The 13,835-nt window shown below is 63.6% G+C and carries 10 protein-coding genes; 3 read left to right on the top strand and 7 right to left on the bottom strand.

Annotated features, from left to right (window positions below):
* The 7 genes from HQL56_12555 to HQL56_12525 form a co-directional block, all read right to left on the bottom strand.
* The coding region (locus HQL56_12555) for a hypothetical protein (GenBank protein ID MBF0310349.1) at nucleotides 1–1,881 on the bottom strand (1,881 nt) is incomplete at its 3' end.
* A 4-nt stretch (nucleotides 1,882–1,885) separates the two neighbouring features.
* Complete coding sequence (locus HQL56_12550) at nucleotides 1,886–2,707, bottom strand: hypothetical protein (protein ID MBF0310348.1); 822 nt, start codon at nucleotides 2,705–2,707, stop codon at nucleotides 1,886–1,888.
* The gene (locus HQL56_12545; protein ID MBF0310347.1) at nucleotides 2,704–4,410 is read right to left on the bottom strand and encodes a cyclic nucleotide-binding domain-containing protein; all 1,707 of its coding nucleotides are present in this window, start codon (nucleotides 4,408–4,410) and stop codon (nucleotides 2,704–2,706) included. Before HQL56_12545 ends, HQL56_12550 begins: the two co-directional genes overlap by 4 nt.
* The gene (locus tag HQL56_12540; GenBank protein MBF0310346.1) at nucleotides 4,407–5,417 is read right to left on the bottom strand and encodes a cytochrome c family protein; all 1,011 of its coding nucleotides are present in this window, start codon (nucleotides 5,415–5,417) and stop codon (nucleotides 4,407–4,409) included. Before HQL56_12540 ends, HQL56_12545 begins: the two co-directional genes overlap by 4 nt.
* A 369-nt stretch (nucleotides 5,418–5,786) precedes the next feature.
* Entirely contained in the window at nucleotides 5,787–7,055 is a 1,269-nt protein-coding gene (locus HQL56_12535; GenBank protein MBF0310345.1) for a 2Fe-2S iron-sulfur cluster binding domain-containing protein, read from the bottom strand.
* Between the two features lie 293 nt (nucleotides 7,056–7,348).
* Entirely contained in the window at nucleotides 7,349–8,125 is a 777-nt protein-coding gene (locus tag HQL56_12530; protein MBF0310344.1) for a hypothetical protein, read from the bottom strand.
* Between the two features lie 8 nt (nucleotides 8,126–8,133).
* On the bottom strand, nucleotides 8,134–9,000 hold the full coding sequence (locus HQL56_12525) for a hypothetical protein (GenBank protein MBF0310343.1): 867 nt from the start codon (nucleotides 8,998–9,000) through the stop codon (nucleotides 8,134–8,136).
* Between the two features lie 558 nt (nucleotides 9,001–9,558).
* Here HQL56_12525 and HQL56_12520 point away from each other — a divergent pair.
* From HQL56_12520 to HQL56_12510, 3 genes are all read left to right on the top strand, one after another.
* Nucleotides 9,559–10,656: a c-type cytochrome gene (locus HQL56_12520; protein ID MBF0310342.1), complete on the top strand. Its 1,098-nt coding sequence runs from the start codon at nucleotides 9,559–9,561 to the stop codon at nucleotides 10,654–10,656.
* Between the two features lie 45 nt (nucleotides 10,657–10,701).
* Nucleotides 10,702–12,108, top strand: coding sequence for a TolC family outer membrane protein (locus HQL56_12515; GenBank protein ID MBF0310341.1), 1,407 nt, complete (start codon nucleotides 10,702–10,704; stop codon nucleotides 12,106–12,108).
* A 57-nt stretch (nucleotides 12,109–12,165) separates the two neighbouring features.
* Nucleotides 12,166–13,835, top strand: a 1,670-nt coding sequence (locus tag HQL56_12510; GenBank protein MBF0310340.1) for a hypothetical protein, incomplete at its 3' end; no start/stop codon positions are given.

Genomic DNA, 13,835 nt, shown 5'->3' with positions numbered 1-13,835 from the left:
TTCCGGCAAGGCCCGCAAATGCACCGTATGGGAAAACCGCCGGGTCGACAGCCCCACGGCAGGCCGTTCCGCCGCCGTCCACAAAGCGTGGGCGGGTTTGACCGTCGCGTTCAAACCCAACGTATGGCAGCGGGTGCAACCGCCAACGGCCTTGTCGGCGGTCAACGCCGCGTAAAAGGCCTTGAACTCCGGCCGGTCGGTCTGGCTGAAACCCCGCTCGATCCAGGCGCGCAACAAGGCGTCGGCATGGCCCGATGGCCGGTAAAGCAGTTGAAATTCGTCGCGATACCAGCCGCCGAAGCCGACCCAACCCGCCTCTCCGGCCACGACGGGCGCAGCGGCGGGCTTGTCGACGGGAGCTGACGGCGTGTCGGACAACAGGTCGTCATCCCCGTCCAGAAGAGTGTCGGAAGCCTTGACCGGGGGAGCCGCTTTGGCGACGACCGGCCCGGAGCCCGTCACCTTCAAAGCCACCTTCTCCCCCGCCCGATGGCGCGCCACCTCGGCGGCCAGATCGGGGAACCACTCCTTGACGGCGGAACGCACCGTTCCGGGCGAAAGTCCCCCGATCAACGCCGCCAGGCTGCGGGCATCGGCGGAGGGGGCATGGTCACGGACCAGCAACTCGGCCCACAGGGGCTGCCCCTCTTCCGACAAGGCCAGCAAACCCTCCTTGAAGGCCCAAACCCAGTCGACCACGGCCCGCAGGGTTTCGGGGGACTGGCCTTCCAGACTCATGGCGTCCACGGCAGGAAGTTCCGCCGGGCTTTTGGCGCGCGCCAGCAGCAGGGTCAGAGGTGTGGGCGGATCCACCGCCCATTCGGGCCACTGCCCGATGGCGGCGTTGGCGCGACGCAGGGTGTTCAGATCGAGTCCCGGCACCCGCAACATGGGAATGCCCCGAAGACCGGCCCGGTCGAGACCCCGCAGGGCATCCTCGTGACAGGCGGCGCACTGGGTGGCGAAGCTGGCCCCTCGGGGATGGGTCCCCGGCTGGCGGGGGTCGTGGCAGACGGGACAGCCCGAAGGAACCTTGGCCGCCAGTCGCGGCTCCTGGAAATGTTTGCGGTGGTGGCTGCCGTGGTCGAAACGAATGGCCGGGGGTCGAAAATCGGGATAGCCGGCAAAATCGGCATGATCGGCGGAAAAGGCGCGGAAACGACGGCTGTGGCAGGTCTGACAACGGGCGTCGTTCAGTCGCGACAGGGAGGCCATGGGCCCCTGATGCTCCCGATGGCAGGCGTTGCAGGCCAGTTGATCGGGAACGGGCACGGGTTTTTCCCCGGCGGGGGCGGATTTGAGGCGGTATCCGGCCACGCCGTGGGGAGCCAGGGCATCGTGCCCCAGAGGGTGGCAGGCCAGACAGGATTGGGAGAATCCACCGGCGGTGTAGGTGGAAAAGGCGGCCTTGATCCAGCCGATCAACCCCAGGGCATGGGCGGGATGACAGGTTTGGCAGCGGGTCACGGAGACGTGGCTGGAGGATTTGATGCCCGGCACCACCCAGGTGGGGGTGGAATCCCGACCCAGGCCGATCAGCAACAGGCCGAGCAACCCCAGGAAGAACCCGATGGCCAGACGGCGGCGGCGGCGACGCAGGGGGCGAACCGGCGTGCAGGGCGGTGTGGCCAGGCCGCAACGGCCCCGGATGTCCGGACCCTCGGCGCAGGGCCCCCCCTGGCTGGCGGGACGCTGACAGATCCAGCGTTCCCCCTCTTTCAGGGGCTGACAGGGTTGGCAGCCGCCGCAATGGCCGTGTCGATCCGGCCCGGCGGCGCAGGGTCGGCCTTCGGCGGCCCGACCGCACTGCCACGGCGAGGTGGGGCGCTCGTAGGGGCTGGTGCGGTGATCATGGGTTTGCAGGGGAGAGTCGTCGCGCACCGTTTCACCCGCTCCGGAATCCGTAGGCCAACACCCCGTGCAACAGCACCAGCGGCCAGAGGGCGTAAACCAGCGGGCCGTGCAGCAGACTCCAAACCTTGAGCGCCCCCTGCAGGGCGTAGTGGTAGTCCAGATCGGTCTTGCGCCGGATCAACTCCTCCAACCGCGCCAGATAGACCCGCTCCCGATCGTCGGCGTAGCGGTCCAACTCCCGCAACTCCTGCCGCAGCCGGGCCAAAGGCCGGGAGGATTCCACCAGGTGGGCGAAACGGTTGCGCGGCGCGGCCAGATAGGCGTGAACCACCCGGCGATAGAAATCCGGCAGGGTGGTGGAGCCGGTCTCCTGCAAACACTGCCGGATCAACTCCTGCGCCTCGTCCGCCAGTTGCCGACGGTAGAGGGGAATGCGTTCGAAAAGCACCTCCTCCCCGCGCCGTGCCAGTCGGCGCGGCAGGTACCAGCCCAGCCACTGCCCCGCCAGACCGCCGAGCAGCACCAGAACGATCAGCCCGCCCAAACCCGCTTCAAGCACCCCGTCGGGCAGACGACCCGGCAGATGCAGGATCAGCAGCGCCAGGGCCAGCCAGCCGGTCAGCACATGCAGACGTCGCCAGAGATGCATCGGCCCCAAAGGCAACACACAGAGAAACTTGCGCGGGGCGTGCAGGGTCAGAATCAGCAGCGCCACGCTGAGAAACCAGCCGGTGAGGTAACGACTGTCCCAATAGAGACGGTCGTACCGATCCTGGTAAAAATAGAGAACCAGCGCCAGCATCGCGACGGAGAGACTCCCCGAGCGGCGGGAGAGACCACGCAGCACGTTCATGGCCGCAGCCAGCGGCGCAGGCGCCGGGTATCCTGCATGTCGGCGCGCAGCAGGGCGTTGCCGGGACAGGCGCGTTCGCAGGCCGGACCACCCCACTGATCGACGCACAGGTCGCACTTGGTGGCTTTGCGTACCGGGCCGCCGCTGTCCACATACGGTTGCCCGGCGGCGTCGCGCACCTCGACCATGCGAATGGCCTCGTAGGGACAACTGTCGGCGCAGGTGGCGCAGCCGATGCAGGCCGCTTCGTTGACGATGACCTGCCCGCCCGCGCTGTGGCGGTGAATGGCCCCGGTGGGACAGCCGATGGTGCAGACCGGATCGATGCAATGCATGCAGGCGGTGGCCACCATCAGGGTGTCGTGACGCCGCCCGTGGCGCACGAAGCGGGGATTGCCCCCGTGGGCGGTGGCGCAGGCGCGCACGCAGTCGTCACACCGCACGCAGCGTTCCAGATCCACCATCATGGTGGCGCTGCCGTTGTTGAAACGATGCTCCACCAGAAACTCCAGCAGGGCGTCCTCCATGGCCGGAATGGTCCGGGGACCGCTCCACGAGGCCAGAAAGCCGCGTTTTTCCGGCGGGGGCGTGACATCCTCCGGCTTCAACAGCCGCTGGCAGCCCTCCACCGCCAGGCGCACCACATGCAGATTCTCCATGGCCCGCAACGACACCTGATGGCGGGGGATCTGCCCGGTCAGCATGGCGCGTTTCAGCTCCGGCAGACCGAAGCCCCGTCCCGGCCCCAGGAAACCCACCGTCTTGTGGCCGTGGTTGAAGCGTCGGCTGATGCGGGCGAAGCCCGCCTGCACCAGAATCAACTGGTCCGCCGGGGCCCCCTCCTCCGCGATCAGGGGCTCCCGCACCACCCGGTCCCGCCTCTCCCGCTCCGGGAGATCGTTGCCGCCGGGCGCGGCTTCCAGCGCACCGAAGGACTCGAAGGTGGCGTAGGTCTCCAACTGCCGGATCACCGCGTCGTCCAGCCGGGCGAAAAGGGGGTGATGGCGCAGAAAATAGCTCAGGGAACGGCTGCGATAGAGTTCATCCAGGGTGCGGCGGAAACGGGCGTCGAAACGGCGCAGATCCCGCAGTCCCTGCCAGCGGATCTCCAGCAGCTCGGCGTCCTCTTCGCAGATCACCGAGGTGGAGCGGGGAAAACGTCCCAGGGCGCCGATTTCGCCGAAGAGTTCGTCGGGACCGAAGGAGACGGTTTCGTGGCTGGCGAAGATCGATTCGGGGCGGGGGATCGACACCCGCACCGCCGCCCCGTCCCCCTCGAAACGGGTGGTCAGATCCTGCGGATCCGACAGGCGCGACACCTCGCGACACTCCGGCGGGCGCTCCCCGAGCCACAACTGGCGCAGCACGCCGCCCAGTCCCTTGCGTTTGGGACGGGTGCGCCCCAACCAGGCCTCGGGCAGGCCGGGACGCAGAATGACCCGCACCCGTCCCGACAACACCACGAAGGCCGAATGGCCGTAGTCACCGGCGCGCATCACCAGATCCCCCCGGCGAAAGCGCACCAGGCGGGTATCGTTGCGCGCCAGCCGTTCCAGGGGCATGCCCGCCGGAAAGGAGGCGGCATCCATGCCCCGGAAGGGCGGGGCTTGCAGGATGCGGGCGACATCCCCCTCCGACAGCTCGGCGCTGAAGGGGTTGTCCCAGCGTTGCGACTTGCCGACCGGGGTCGGGGTGAGACTCATTTCGCCGGTCCGGTCATCAAGGCGTCGATGGCGGCCAGTTGGGCCCCCGGCGCCCGTTTCCAGAAGGAGTCGATGCGGCTGGCCACCTGATCCGCCAGGGGTTCCAGCACGGCGGCGTTGTTCAGCTTGATCTTCTCCGGCAGGGGATTGACCGCCTGAAGGAGAGCCCCCACCTCGGGGATGGGGCTCTTTTCGTGAATCGCCGTCAGAGCGGCCACCACGGCCTTGACCCGCTGGGCGAAGGCCTTGGCGTAGGGCGCGTTCTGTGTGGCTTTGGCCACGGCGCGCAGGCTGAATTCCAACTCCAGCATCTTTCCGGCCACGAAGATCTCCCGGCGGCGCTCCCTGGGCAGGGGCTCGACCTCGGACTGGTTCCGCACCCGGTGCAGCAGCGGGGTGAAGCCCGCCGCCACGGTGTCGTGCAGCCAGGAGTCGGGCTCCAGCTTGCTGCCCGCGCCGTGGTCGCCCACGTTGACCAGTTTTTCGTCATGGCCGAAATGGCAGGTGTAGCAGCCCCGGATCAGGGTCGGCAGCTCGGAAGCGGCGATCCGTCCGGCGGCAGTGGATTCGGCCAGGCGGGTCTTCTTGTGTTCCGGGGTCTCCTGCTCCTTTTTGACATCCTTGCCACCGTAGTTGCCGTGGACATCCAGCCACTTTTTGGCTCCGCCGTGGCACGATTCGCAGGAGGGACCGGATACGGAAGCAATCGCGCCGTCCTTCTCCACCCGGGTGATGTGGCAGCCGGCGCAGTTGGCCTCCTTCTCCATGGAACGGATCTCCATGCGCTTCATGATCTCCCGGGCGTTGCCGACCTGCTCGATGCCAGGGTAGGACTTGCCGTGGCGGGTGCCGGCCCAGATGCGGTTGGCCTCCTTGTGACAGTCGGCGCAGGCCTGAGGACCGACGCTCGACTGGGGCGAAGGCATCACCGCCGACGCCTGCCCGAAGGGGGACAGCGCCAGCAGCATCAGCAGACCGAGGATGAAAGCACGACTCCGCTCGAACACGGCAAACCTCCTTGGCAGGGGGAAACGAATACGAGGACTCACGCCATCTGTTCCGATATACGGGGGTTCGGGGGGGATTATCCCCCCCGACGGGTCCAGGGCAGCGCCCTGGGACTTGTCCTTTTGCCGTTGACCCCCAACCCCATGGGGTCCAGGGGGCACCCCTGGGACTTGTCCTTTTGCCGTTGACCCCCAACCCCATGGGGTCCAGGGGGCACCCCTGGGACTTGTCCTTTGCCTTTGATGTGGCTGCGCAAGGCCCTGAAGAGTTACGATAAATCAAAGGACAGAACATTCTCTTTTTTTGATACTTAAAAGATAACATATTGAAAGTCAAAAGATTAAAAGGCCACGTCGTAACTTGCCCCCTCAGGCATCCACATCCAAATCGCTCTCCGGCTGGGCGATGCAGGCCAGGCAGGTTCCTGCGGCCAGTCCCGGTCCCGGAGGGGTGAGGTGGGTCACGCCGCCCTTCTTGATGGCGGTGAGGCAGGAACCGCAGTTGCCGGCCCGGCACCCGCTCTCCATGGGCACCCCCAGGCGTTCCGCCAGTTCCAGCAGGGTGCCCGCGTTCTCGTCCCAGACGGCCTCCTTGCCGCTGCGCAGAAAGCGCACGGTGCGGGGCGCGGTTTCAACATTGCCCGCACGACGCCGGATGCTGGCGGGGCCGAAGGCTTCGAACACCACCTTCTCCTCCGGCACCCCCGCAGCGAGCAGCCCGGCGTAGAGCGAGGTCATCATGGCCGGAGGGCCGCAGAGGTGGAATTCGGCGTTGAGGGAGGGCAGCATCTCCCGGAGCAAGGCCATCTCCACCCGCTTGCCGAGATGGACGCCGGGCGCGGCCTGATCCTCGGGACGGGGACGGCTGTAGCAGATCAGCGTCTTCAGCCAGTCGCGCCCGGCGGCCAGATGCCGCAACTCTTCGGAGAAGACCGCCTCCCCGCCGTGACGCACGCCGTAAAAGAACCAGACATCGCGGCTACGTTCCCCGGCAGCCAGGGCGTAAAGCTTGGACAATTGCGGCGTGATGCCGATGCCGCCGGCGATCAGCACCAGATCCTGATGGCAGGCCGCATCGAGGGTGAAATGGCCCGCCGGGGCCAGAACGTCGAGAATATCCCCCTCCTGCACCCGATCGTGGATCAGGGAGGAAATGCGTCCGGCAGGATACTCGGGGTGATCCTCCGGAGGCGACTGCCGTTTGACGGTGACGCGGTAGCGGGCGGTTTCCAGGGGGTTTCCCGACAGGGAGTAGCAGCGGGTCAGGGGTTTGGGCTCGCCGGGCAGGCGGAATTCGAAAGTGAGGTACTGTCCCGGCAGAAAGGCGGGCAGTTCCCCCCCGTCGTGGGGCTCCAGCCAGAGGGAGCAGACCCCTTCGCCCTCCGCGACCTTGCGGGCCACGCGCAACTTGCGCTGTCCGTGCCAGAGCCCTCTGCCGCGCCCCTGTTCCAGCGTGAAGGCCAGAACCTCCCGGTCCAGCCGCTGCCCCAGAAGACGCCATTCCAGGCGCTCCCGACGCACCCGGACCAACGCCTGCCACAGGCTGCGCGACACCAGGTTCAGCAGATGAACCAGCGCCGCTGCCAGCAGCAGAACCCCCAGGGCGTAAAGCAGTGTGTAACCGTCGGCGGAGGTCATGATCGTCGATATCTCCGGACACTATCGTCAAGGGAAGCTGCGCCGCGCCTCCGGCCATTGGAACAGCACTTCACCCGTGTAACCGGGCATCATGCAGGGTGCGTCATTATTTTTCAAGATGGAGATTAAACCCTACCCATTTTGGGATGTCGCGTGCCGTGGTCTTTATCAGACATGCGGAGGACCATGGAGCTGGCTCCGAAAGGAGCATGGATCTCAACAGTTCAAGGCTGGCGCGGAATAAGAAAGGACTTGCATGGAAGGAGCGGAACATGTCGGAATAGGGTCTGAATCTATCGAACATGGCCATGGGGATCGATATTGAGATATCCCTTCCCCTCTTGATAATGTATGGTTTCATCCGCATCCGTCAGATTGAACGCCCTTCCGGAAAAGTGCCTGACATCATAATGGAACCCCTCCTCCAACCGACTGGAGTATTTGAAGGTATTTGGACAAAGGGCTTTTCCATGTCTTGGCCCCTGATAGTCATATACCAGTTCGGAAGAATCGACCCAACAGCTCTTGCCGGAAAGACTCCGACTAAATTCTTTACGAAATTTTTCTATCAGAGTTAAAGTTGACTCTATATTGCCTGGATCGCCATATGATGAGGCATATTCCCACATATCCTTATTTTTGCAACGAAAAGAGAATCGGGGAAGAAGAAGGGGATCTTTGGATGCTTTCGGCATGACCCTTTCGCGCCACTTATCTTCTTCCTGGACGATTTGACAGAGCTCATCAGCAAAGGCATTGCTATTTTGCAGCAGGGGCAATTTTGCATTATCAAACCATCTGAAACGAAAATAGGGCTTGATCTTGCTGGCTACTTTTTGTTTTATTTTACCGTCCTGTCTGGAAAACCCCAGGATGAGTACGGAGTCCTGCCGGCAGGCCAGGTCCATGATGGACGCGATGTCCGTCGGGTCGGATATGCCTGGAGTAGTGGATGTTGTAACACAATACTCGCTGTGCCAACCGGCATAACGCTGACTCGTCTTATCGACGACGGATTTGATACGCTGCTTCAAGGAAAGCGTCAGACCTGCGAAAATCAAGATTGGCATTGGAATATCTATTTGTTTTGCTGAAGGATTCTAACCACGATATCGAGTGGAACGGCAATCCTGGACAAATCGGCCTGATCAAGCCCTCCGATGAGGTATTCCAGGGAACGGCGCCATTCCCTGGCATCACGCCTGCCTCGCGCAACCGGTTCATCCATCGAGCCGTCGCTGGAGGGGGTCATCCAGGAGGAATTCCACGGCACGTTTTCCCTTTTTGCCCACCCGGCAATGCGATCAGTAATCACCTTCAGCCGATAGCGGTGCCATTCCGGCTGCAAACCAAGGGTGCGAATGGCGTTCGAAAAGGATACAAGAACCCGCGAATCCCTCCCGTCGAGACTCTTTTTCAGTTCGCTCTCTTGGTCCACACTCCCCAGCCCGGCGGCAAAATCGGCACGATCACGCAAAGCCTGTTCAATCGTTACCGGAGGAATCCGAACCAGGACTTCGACTTCCTGAGCCGGTCCATCTTCCCAAAGTACGCAATCCCGATCCCGATGGTACCACGCGGTTCGATTCGTTACTTTCGTAAAAGCTTCGAACAGATCACGTCTCAAGCCGCCGACGTGGACACCCGAAGCGGCGGAGGCCTCTACAAGGAGATCCGGCCGGTCGGCGGGAGCGATCAAGAGATCCTGCCCCCTTCTTTCCTTGAAGATGACAACGCCTCTTTCGACAAAATAGTTCAAAAAATCGCCGAATTTCGAGGTTGAAAAACGTTCCGGAGGATAGGTCAATTGATTATCTGAGGCGACTTTCACCAGAATTTGCCGGAGGCGCGCACCGGAGACGGCTCTACCCGTGCTGCCAACCCCGTCATCAACAGCCCGCCGAAGCATCTTCCCCCAGACATCGTCAAATTCCGAATCACTCACGGGCCTACTCGATCAGTAGATTCTCCGGACACGAAAAAAGGAGCGATAGGCTCCTTTTTTCAGTTTACACTCTATATAGGAAAACGGTTCTCACACCACAGGGACAGGCACAATCCGGAACGCACCTGAGCTAGCGCGCTGTGAGAGACGAGCTAGTTTCCGTTCCTCGCCGATCCATGCACCTTCCGCCCCACGAAGCCGATCTCATCGATATTTGCCCCGCATCTCGGAATTGTCTCCAGGATAACAGGCAACAAATATCCCGTCAATTTGAAATTTCGGCACGACCCCGGTCATCCCCCGACAGCCCTGAAAAGTGTACCCCACCCGCTCCACAACTGGCCTGAGGAGTTTTCGCGGTGCCTTGTCCGGATTATAGGGACTTCAGCAAATTTCTTTTTTGCAAACGTTCCTTGCCAACCCGGCGGGATTGGCTGATTATATGCACGAGTATAACGCCGAAGCCAGCAACCATCGATCCCCGAGACCGATGATTCTCTGCGCGTCGTTCGATAATCGTCCCCGTTGATCCCAACTCCATACAGAAAGCCCGATTCCATGCCCCGCATCGCATCCGTCCTTGCCTTGCTGCTACTTGCCGGGTGTACCGCCAGCCCGTCAGCGCCCCGAGTCGATCAACAGAAATTCTCCCTGGGCAAAGCCATCGTCGAGAGGGACGAAGCCCTGGTCAGAAAACTGGAAAATCAGGAAAAGGCCAAATTCCAGAACAATCAGGGCTTCGAGGCCATTCGCACCGGGGATTTCGAACGGGCGAAGCGTCATCTGCAGGATGCCCTGGCGCTGGATCCGGGCAACGCCCACGCCATGATGAACATGGGCGTGCTGCTGGACCGCCAGGAGAAGCCCCAGGAGGCGCGGGACTGGTATCGCAAGGCTTTCCGGGCCAATCCGGACGCAGTGATCCATACCGGGGACCAGCGGGTTTACGGCAAGGGACGCGGCCTGATGGACATCCTGATCGGCAACTGGGACGCCAAAGGCGGCGTCAAGGAAGAGGCGCTGGCCCTGAAGCCCAATACGGCCAACGGTCGCAAGGTCTACGAGACCACCTGCGCCAACCGCTGCCACGGCAACCGGGGCTGGGGCACCGAAGACGGCACCTATCCCCAGATTGCCGGACAGTGGGGCAACGTCACCATCAAACAATTGGCGGACATTCGCGAAAAGAACCGCGACAACCCCACCATGTACAAGTTCGCCCTGCCCTCCGAAGTCGGTGGGGTGCAGAACATCGCCGATGTTTCGGCCTACATCGCCACGCTGCCCATGAATCCGGATAACGGCAAAGGGCCCGGCAGCGATCTGGCCCTGGGCGAAAAGCTCTACAAGAGCGAGTGCGCCTTCTGCCACGGTGAAAAGGGCGAAGGCAAAGCGGTGAACCACTATCCGCGCCTGCAGGGGCAGCACTTCAACTATCTGGTGCGGCAGTTCAACTGGATCAAGGAAGGCAAGCGACGCAACGCCCATCCGGTGATGGAGCTTCAGGTGGAGCGATTCAACGAGCGGGAAGTCATTGCCACCATGGACTACGTTTCGCGCCTCAAGCCCCCGGCCCAGGATCTGGGCAAACCCGGAGCGGATCCGGCGCAAAGCCCTGGCAAAGATGCCTCCAAGGATGGCGACACCCTGTTATAAGCCGGATCACTGGATCCTCATAAGGCCGTATCGGAGTATTTGACGATGAAAAACCGCCCCGCTTTGTTGATTCTGGCCGCCACCGTTCTGGCCGCTCCCGCCGCCCGGGCGGAAGACATGGTTCACGCCGTGGCCCGGTCCCTGACCGATCATCCCCAGATGAAGGCGCTCAATTACAGCAGCCACGCCGCCCAGGCGCGTGTCGGACAGGCCTACGCCGGGTACATGCCCAGCCTGGACCTGCGGGCCGCCGGAGGCCTGGAGCATACCAACAGCCCCACCACCCGCGCCCGCGCCGGGGATGGCAAGGAAGACCTCTCCCCCACCAATCTGCGTCTCACCCTGACCCAGCCGGTGTTCCAGGGTTTTCAGACCAAAAATCAGGTGGAAAGCAACAAGTTCGACGCCGACGCCTCCGTCTGGAAGCTGCGTTCCAGCGCCGAAAGCCTGGCTCTGGAGGTGGTGCGGGCCTACTTCGACGTGCTGATGAACCAGCGGCTGGAAAATCTGGCCCGGGACAACGTGGCCCAGAATCGCAAGCATCTGGAGCTGGTGCGCTCCCGCGCCAAATCGGGCGCCGGCAATCAGGCCGACGTCAACAAGGCCAATGCCCGTCTGAAGAACGCCGAAGCCGCGTTCCATCAGTACACCGGCGCGGTGGCCCAGGCCACCGCCCGTTACACCCTGCTGGTGGGCAAGGATCCGGAAGGTCTGGAAGCCCCCGTCGTGCCCCGCCAACTGCTGACCGGCAAGGTGGAAGACGATATTCAGACCGGACTGAAGCACAGCCCGGTGCTGGCGGAATACGAAGCGCGGGTGCGCAAGCTGGAGTCGCAGCGCGATGTCACCACCGCCGCTTTCTATCCCAAGATCAACCTGGAAGTGACCAGCACCCGCGACTACGACATCGACGGCACCCGTGGCCTGAACGAAAGCCTCAGCACCATGCTGGTGATGAATTACAACCTGCTTTCCGGCACCTCGGACCTGCACAAGGTTCGGGAGGCCAAGCAGTTGCTGGGTCAGGCCATGGCCGATCTGGATCTGAATCGCCGCAACGTGGTTCTGGGCGTGCGCAATGCCTTCGCGGCCTGGGAGACCACCAAGGCCCGCCAGGCCGCCTTCGACTCCCAGGTGCAGGAGACCCGCGTGGTGCGGGACGCCTTCACCGAGCAGTACAAGGTGGGACAGCGCACCCTGACGGATCTGCTGGACGCCGAAGAAGAGCTGTTCAAGTCCCACACCAACCAGATTACCGAAAACACCGCCGAGCAGGTCGCGGTCTATCAACTGCTCTCCTCCCAGGGTCGTCTGCTGGAGGTGCTGGGCATCGAGATGCCCGAAGGGGCGCAACTGGCCCGGATGGGCCTGGGAGAATCCTTGCGGGATGCCTTCCAGCAGGATCTGCTGCCCGGCAAGGGTGATGCGGCGGCGCAACCGGCCACCCCCTGATCCGTGAAAACAGCGCCCTGCCCGACTCTGGACGGTTGATTGCACTGGAACGACGCCATGGCTATTGAAATGAAGGCCTTTTCCGCACACTCCCCGTTTCCCGCCGGTTCTGCCGAACCGGCACGGACCCTGCTGGCCGCAGCGGGGGACGGACCGGTTTCCGACGCCGCTCCCGGAGCGGCCCGGCAGGATCCGGTGCTGGTGGTGAACCATCCGCAGGCGGGCGGTACTCTCGCGGTCGATGTCCCCGCCGGCCAGTCGGTGCATCTCGACGTGGCCAAGGACGAAATCGCCCGCATGGAGATCGTCGACGGTCAGCTGATCATTCAACTGGTCGATGGTTCCCAGGTCGTTCTGCGCGGCTTGAACCTGACGGCGCTGGGAGAGACGGGCCTGCGCTCGCTGATTTCGGTGGCGGGCGGCGAGCGCGTGGATGTCAACACCTTCCTGCGCTCCGAGGCGGTGCGTCAGGACGACGCGGAAGTCGGCGGCCAGGACCAGGCGGATAACAATCCGAATCCCCAGGGGCCGGAAGCCGTTTACGAGGGCGAGGCCAACACCGTCGATTTGGATGCCCCGCCTCCCGGCGAAGCCCCCCCTCCCCAGGGATTGGGCGCTCCGTTGGAGCTGATCACTCGGGATCACGACCCGCTGAATCCGGTGCAACGCCTGGAGATGCTCACGGAACTGACCCCCACGCCCACCGTCACTCCGGTTGCCACCCTGGCCCCGGTGGTCACGGCGGCTCCCACGCCGACCGCGGCTCCGGTTTCCACTCAGGCTCCCGTGGTGACCCAGCCTCCCGTGCCCACTCCGGAGCCCACCACGCCGCCCGAGCCGACTCAGCCCCCTACCACCGGAGGCTCCACGACCATCACCCTGCCCTCCACCCTCACCTTCGACGAGGGCAGCGGCGAAACCCTGGTGGCCCGTTTCAGCATCAGTCGGGGCGATACGGTGAGTGGCATCACCGTGCTCAACTGGAGCCTTTCCAACGCCGCCGATCTCTCGGTCAACCGCATGGATTTCGGCGGCAGCCTGCCCACCTCGGGCACGTTGACCCTGGCCGCCGGAGAGACCTCGGCGACCCTGCCCTTCGCCATCTTCGGCGACATCAAGCGGGAGGATTTCGAGAGCTTCCAGCTCACCTTCACCCTGGACGCCACCTCGGCCAACGCCAGCAAGACCTATCTTTCCGGCAGCACCACGCCTTTCACCAGCACCACGCTGACCTTCACCCTGCAAAACGACGATAACGTCAATCCGTCCGGCTCCACCACCCTGGGCACCTCCGGCGCGGATACCCTGACCGGTTCCGCCGTGGACAACGCCATGCTGGGACTGGCGGGCAACGACACCCTCAAAGGAGGGACCGGCAGTGACCTGATTTTCGGCGGTGCCGGGGACGACACCCTCTACGGCGGCGACGGCCTTTTCTCCTTCACGGCCATCGTCAATACCAACGGGGCCGTCGATACCTCCTCCGTGGACCAGAACGACGTGATCTACGGCGGTGACGGCAACGACGTGATCTACGGCGAATCGGGCATGGACATCCTCTTCGGCCAGGCGGGCAACGACACCCTGCACGGTTACGGCGGCACCACCGCCCACAACCGGGAGCAGGTGCCGCTCTGCGGTGGCGGATTCCTCTTGGGCGGCGACGGCAACGATACCCTGTGCGGCACGGCGGGCACCGATTTCCTCTTCGGCGGCGACGGCAACGA

It is taken from the genome of Magnetococcales bacterium, from assembly GCA_015231925.1.
GTDB lineage: Bacteria > Pseudomonadota > Magnetococcia > Magnetococcales > JADGAQ01 > JADGAQ01.
This window is presented reverse-complemented; position numbering and strand designations above follow the sequence as displayed.

Bases quoted from the DNA above. Each gene is read 5' to 3' on its own strand.
- HQL56_12550 (MBF0310348.1), bottom strand. From the start codon at position 2,707: ATGAACGTGCTGCGTGGTCTCTCCCGCCGCTCGGGGAGTCTCTCCGTC.
- HQL56_12545 (MBF0310347.1), bottom strand. From the start codon at position 4,410: ATGAGTCTCACCCCGACCCCGGTCGGCAAGTCGCAACGCTGGGACAAC.
- HQL56_12535 (MBF0310345.1), bottom strand. From the start codon at position 7,055: ATGACCTCCGCCGACGGTTACACACTGCTTTACGCCCTGGGGGTTCTG.
- HQL56_12530 (MBF0310344.1), bottom strand. From the start codon at position 8,125: ATGCCAATCTTGATTTTCGCAGGTCTGACGCTTTCCTTGAAGCAGCGT.
- HQL56_12520 (MBF0310342.1), top strand. From the start codon at position 9,559: ATGCCCCGCATCGCATCCGTCCTTGCCTTGCTGCTACTTGCCGGGTGT.
- HQL56_12515 (MBF0310341.1), top strand. From the start codon at position 10,702: ATGAAAAACCGCCCCGCTTTGTTGATTCTGGCCGCCACCGTTCTGGCC.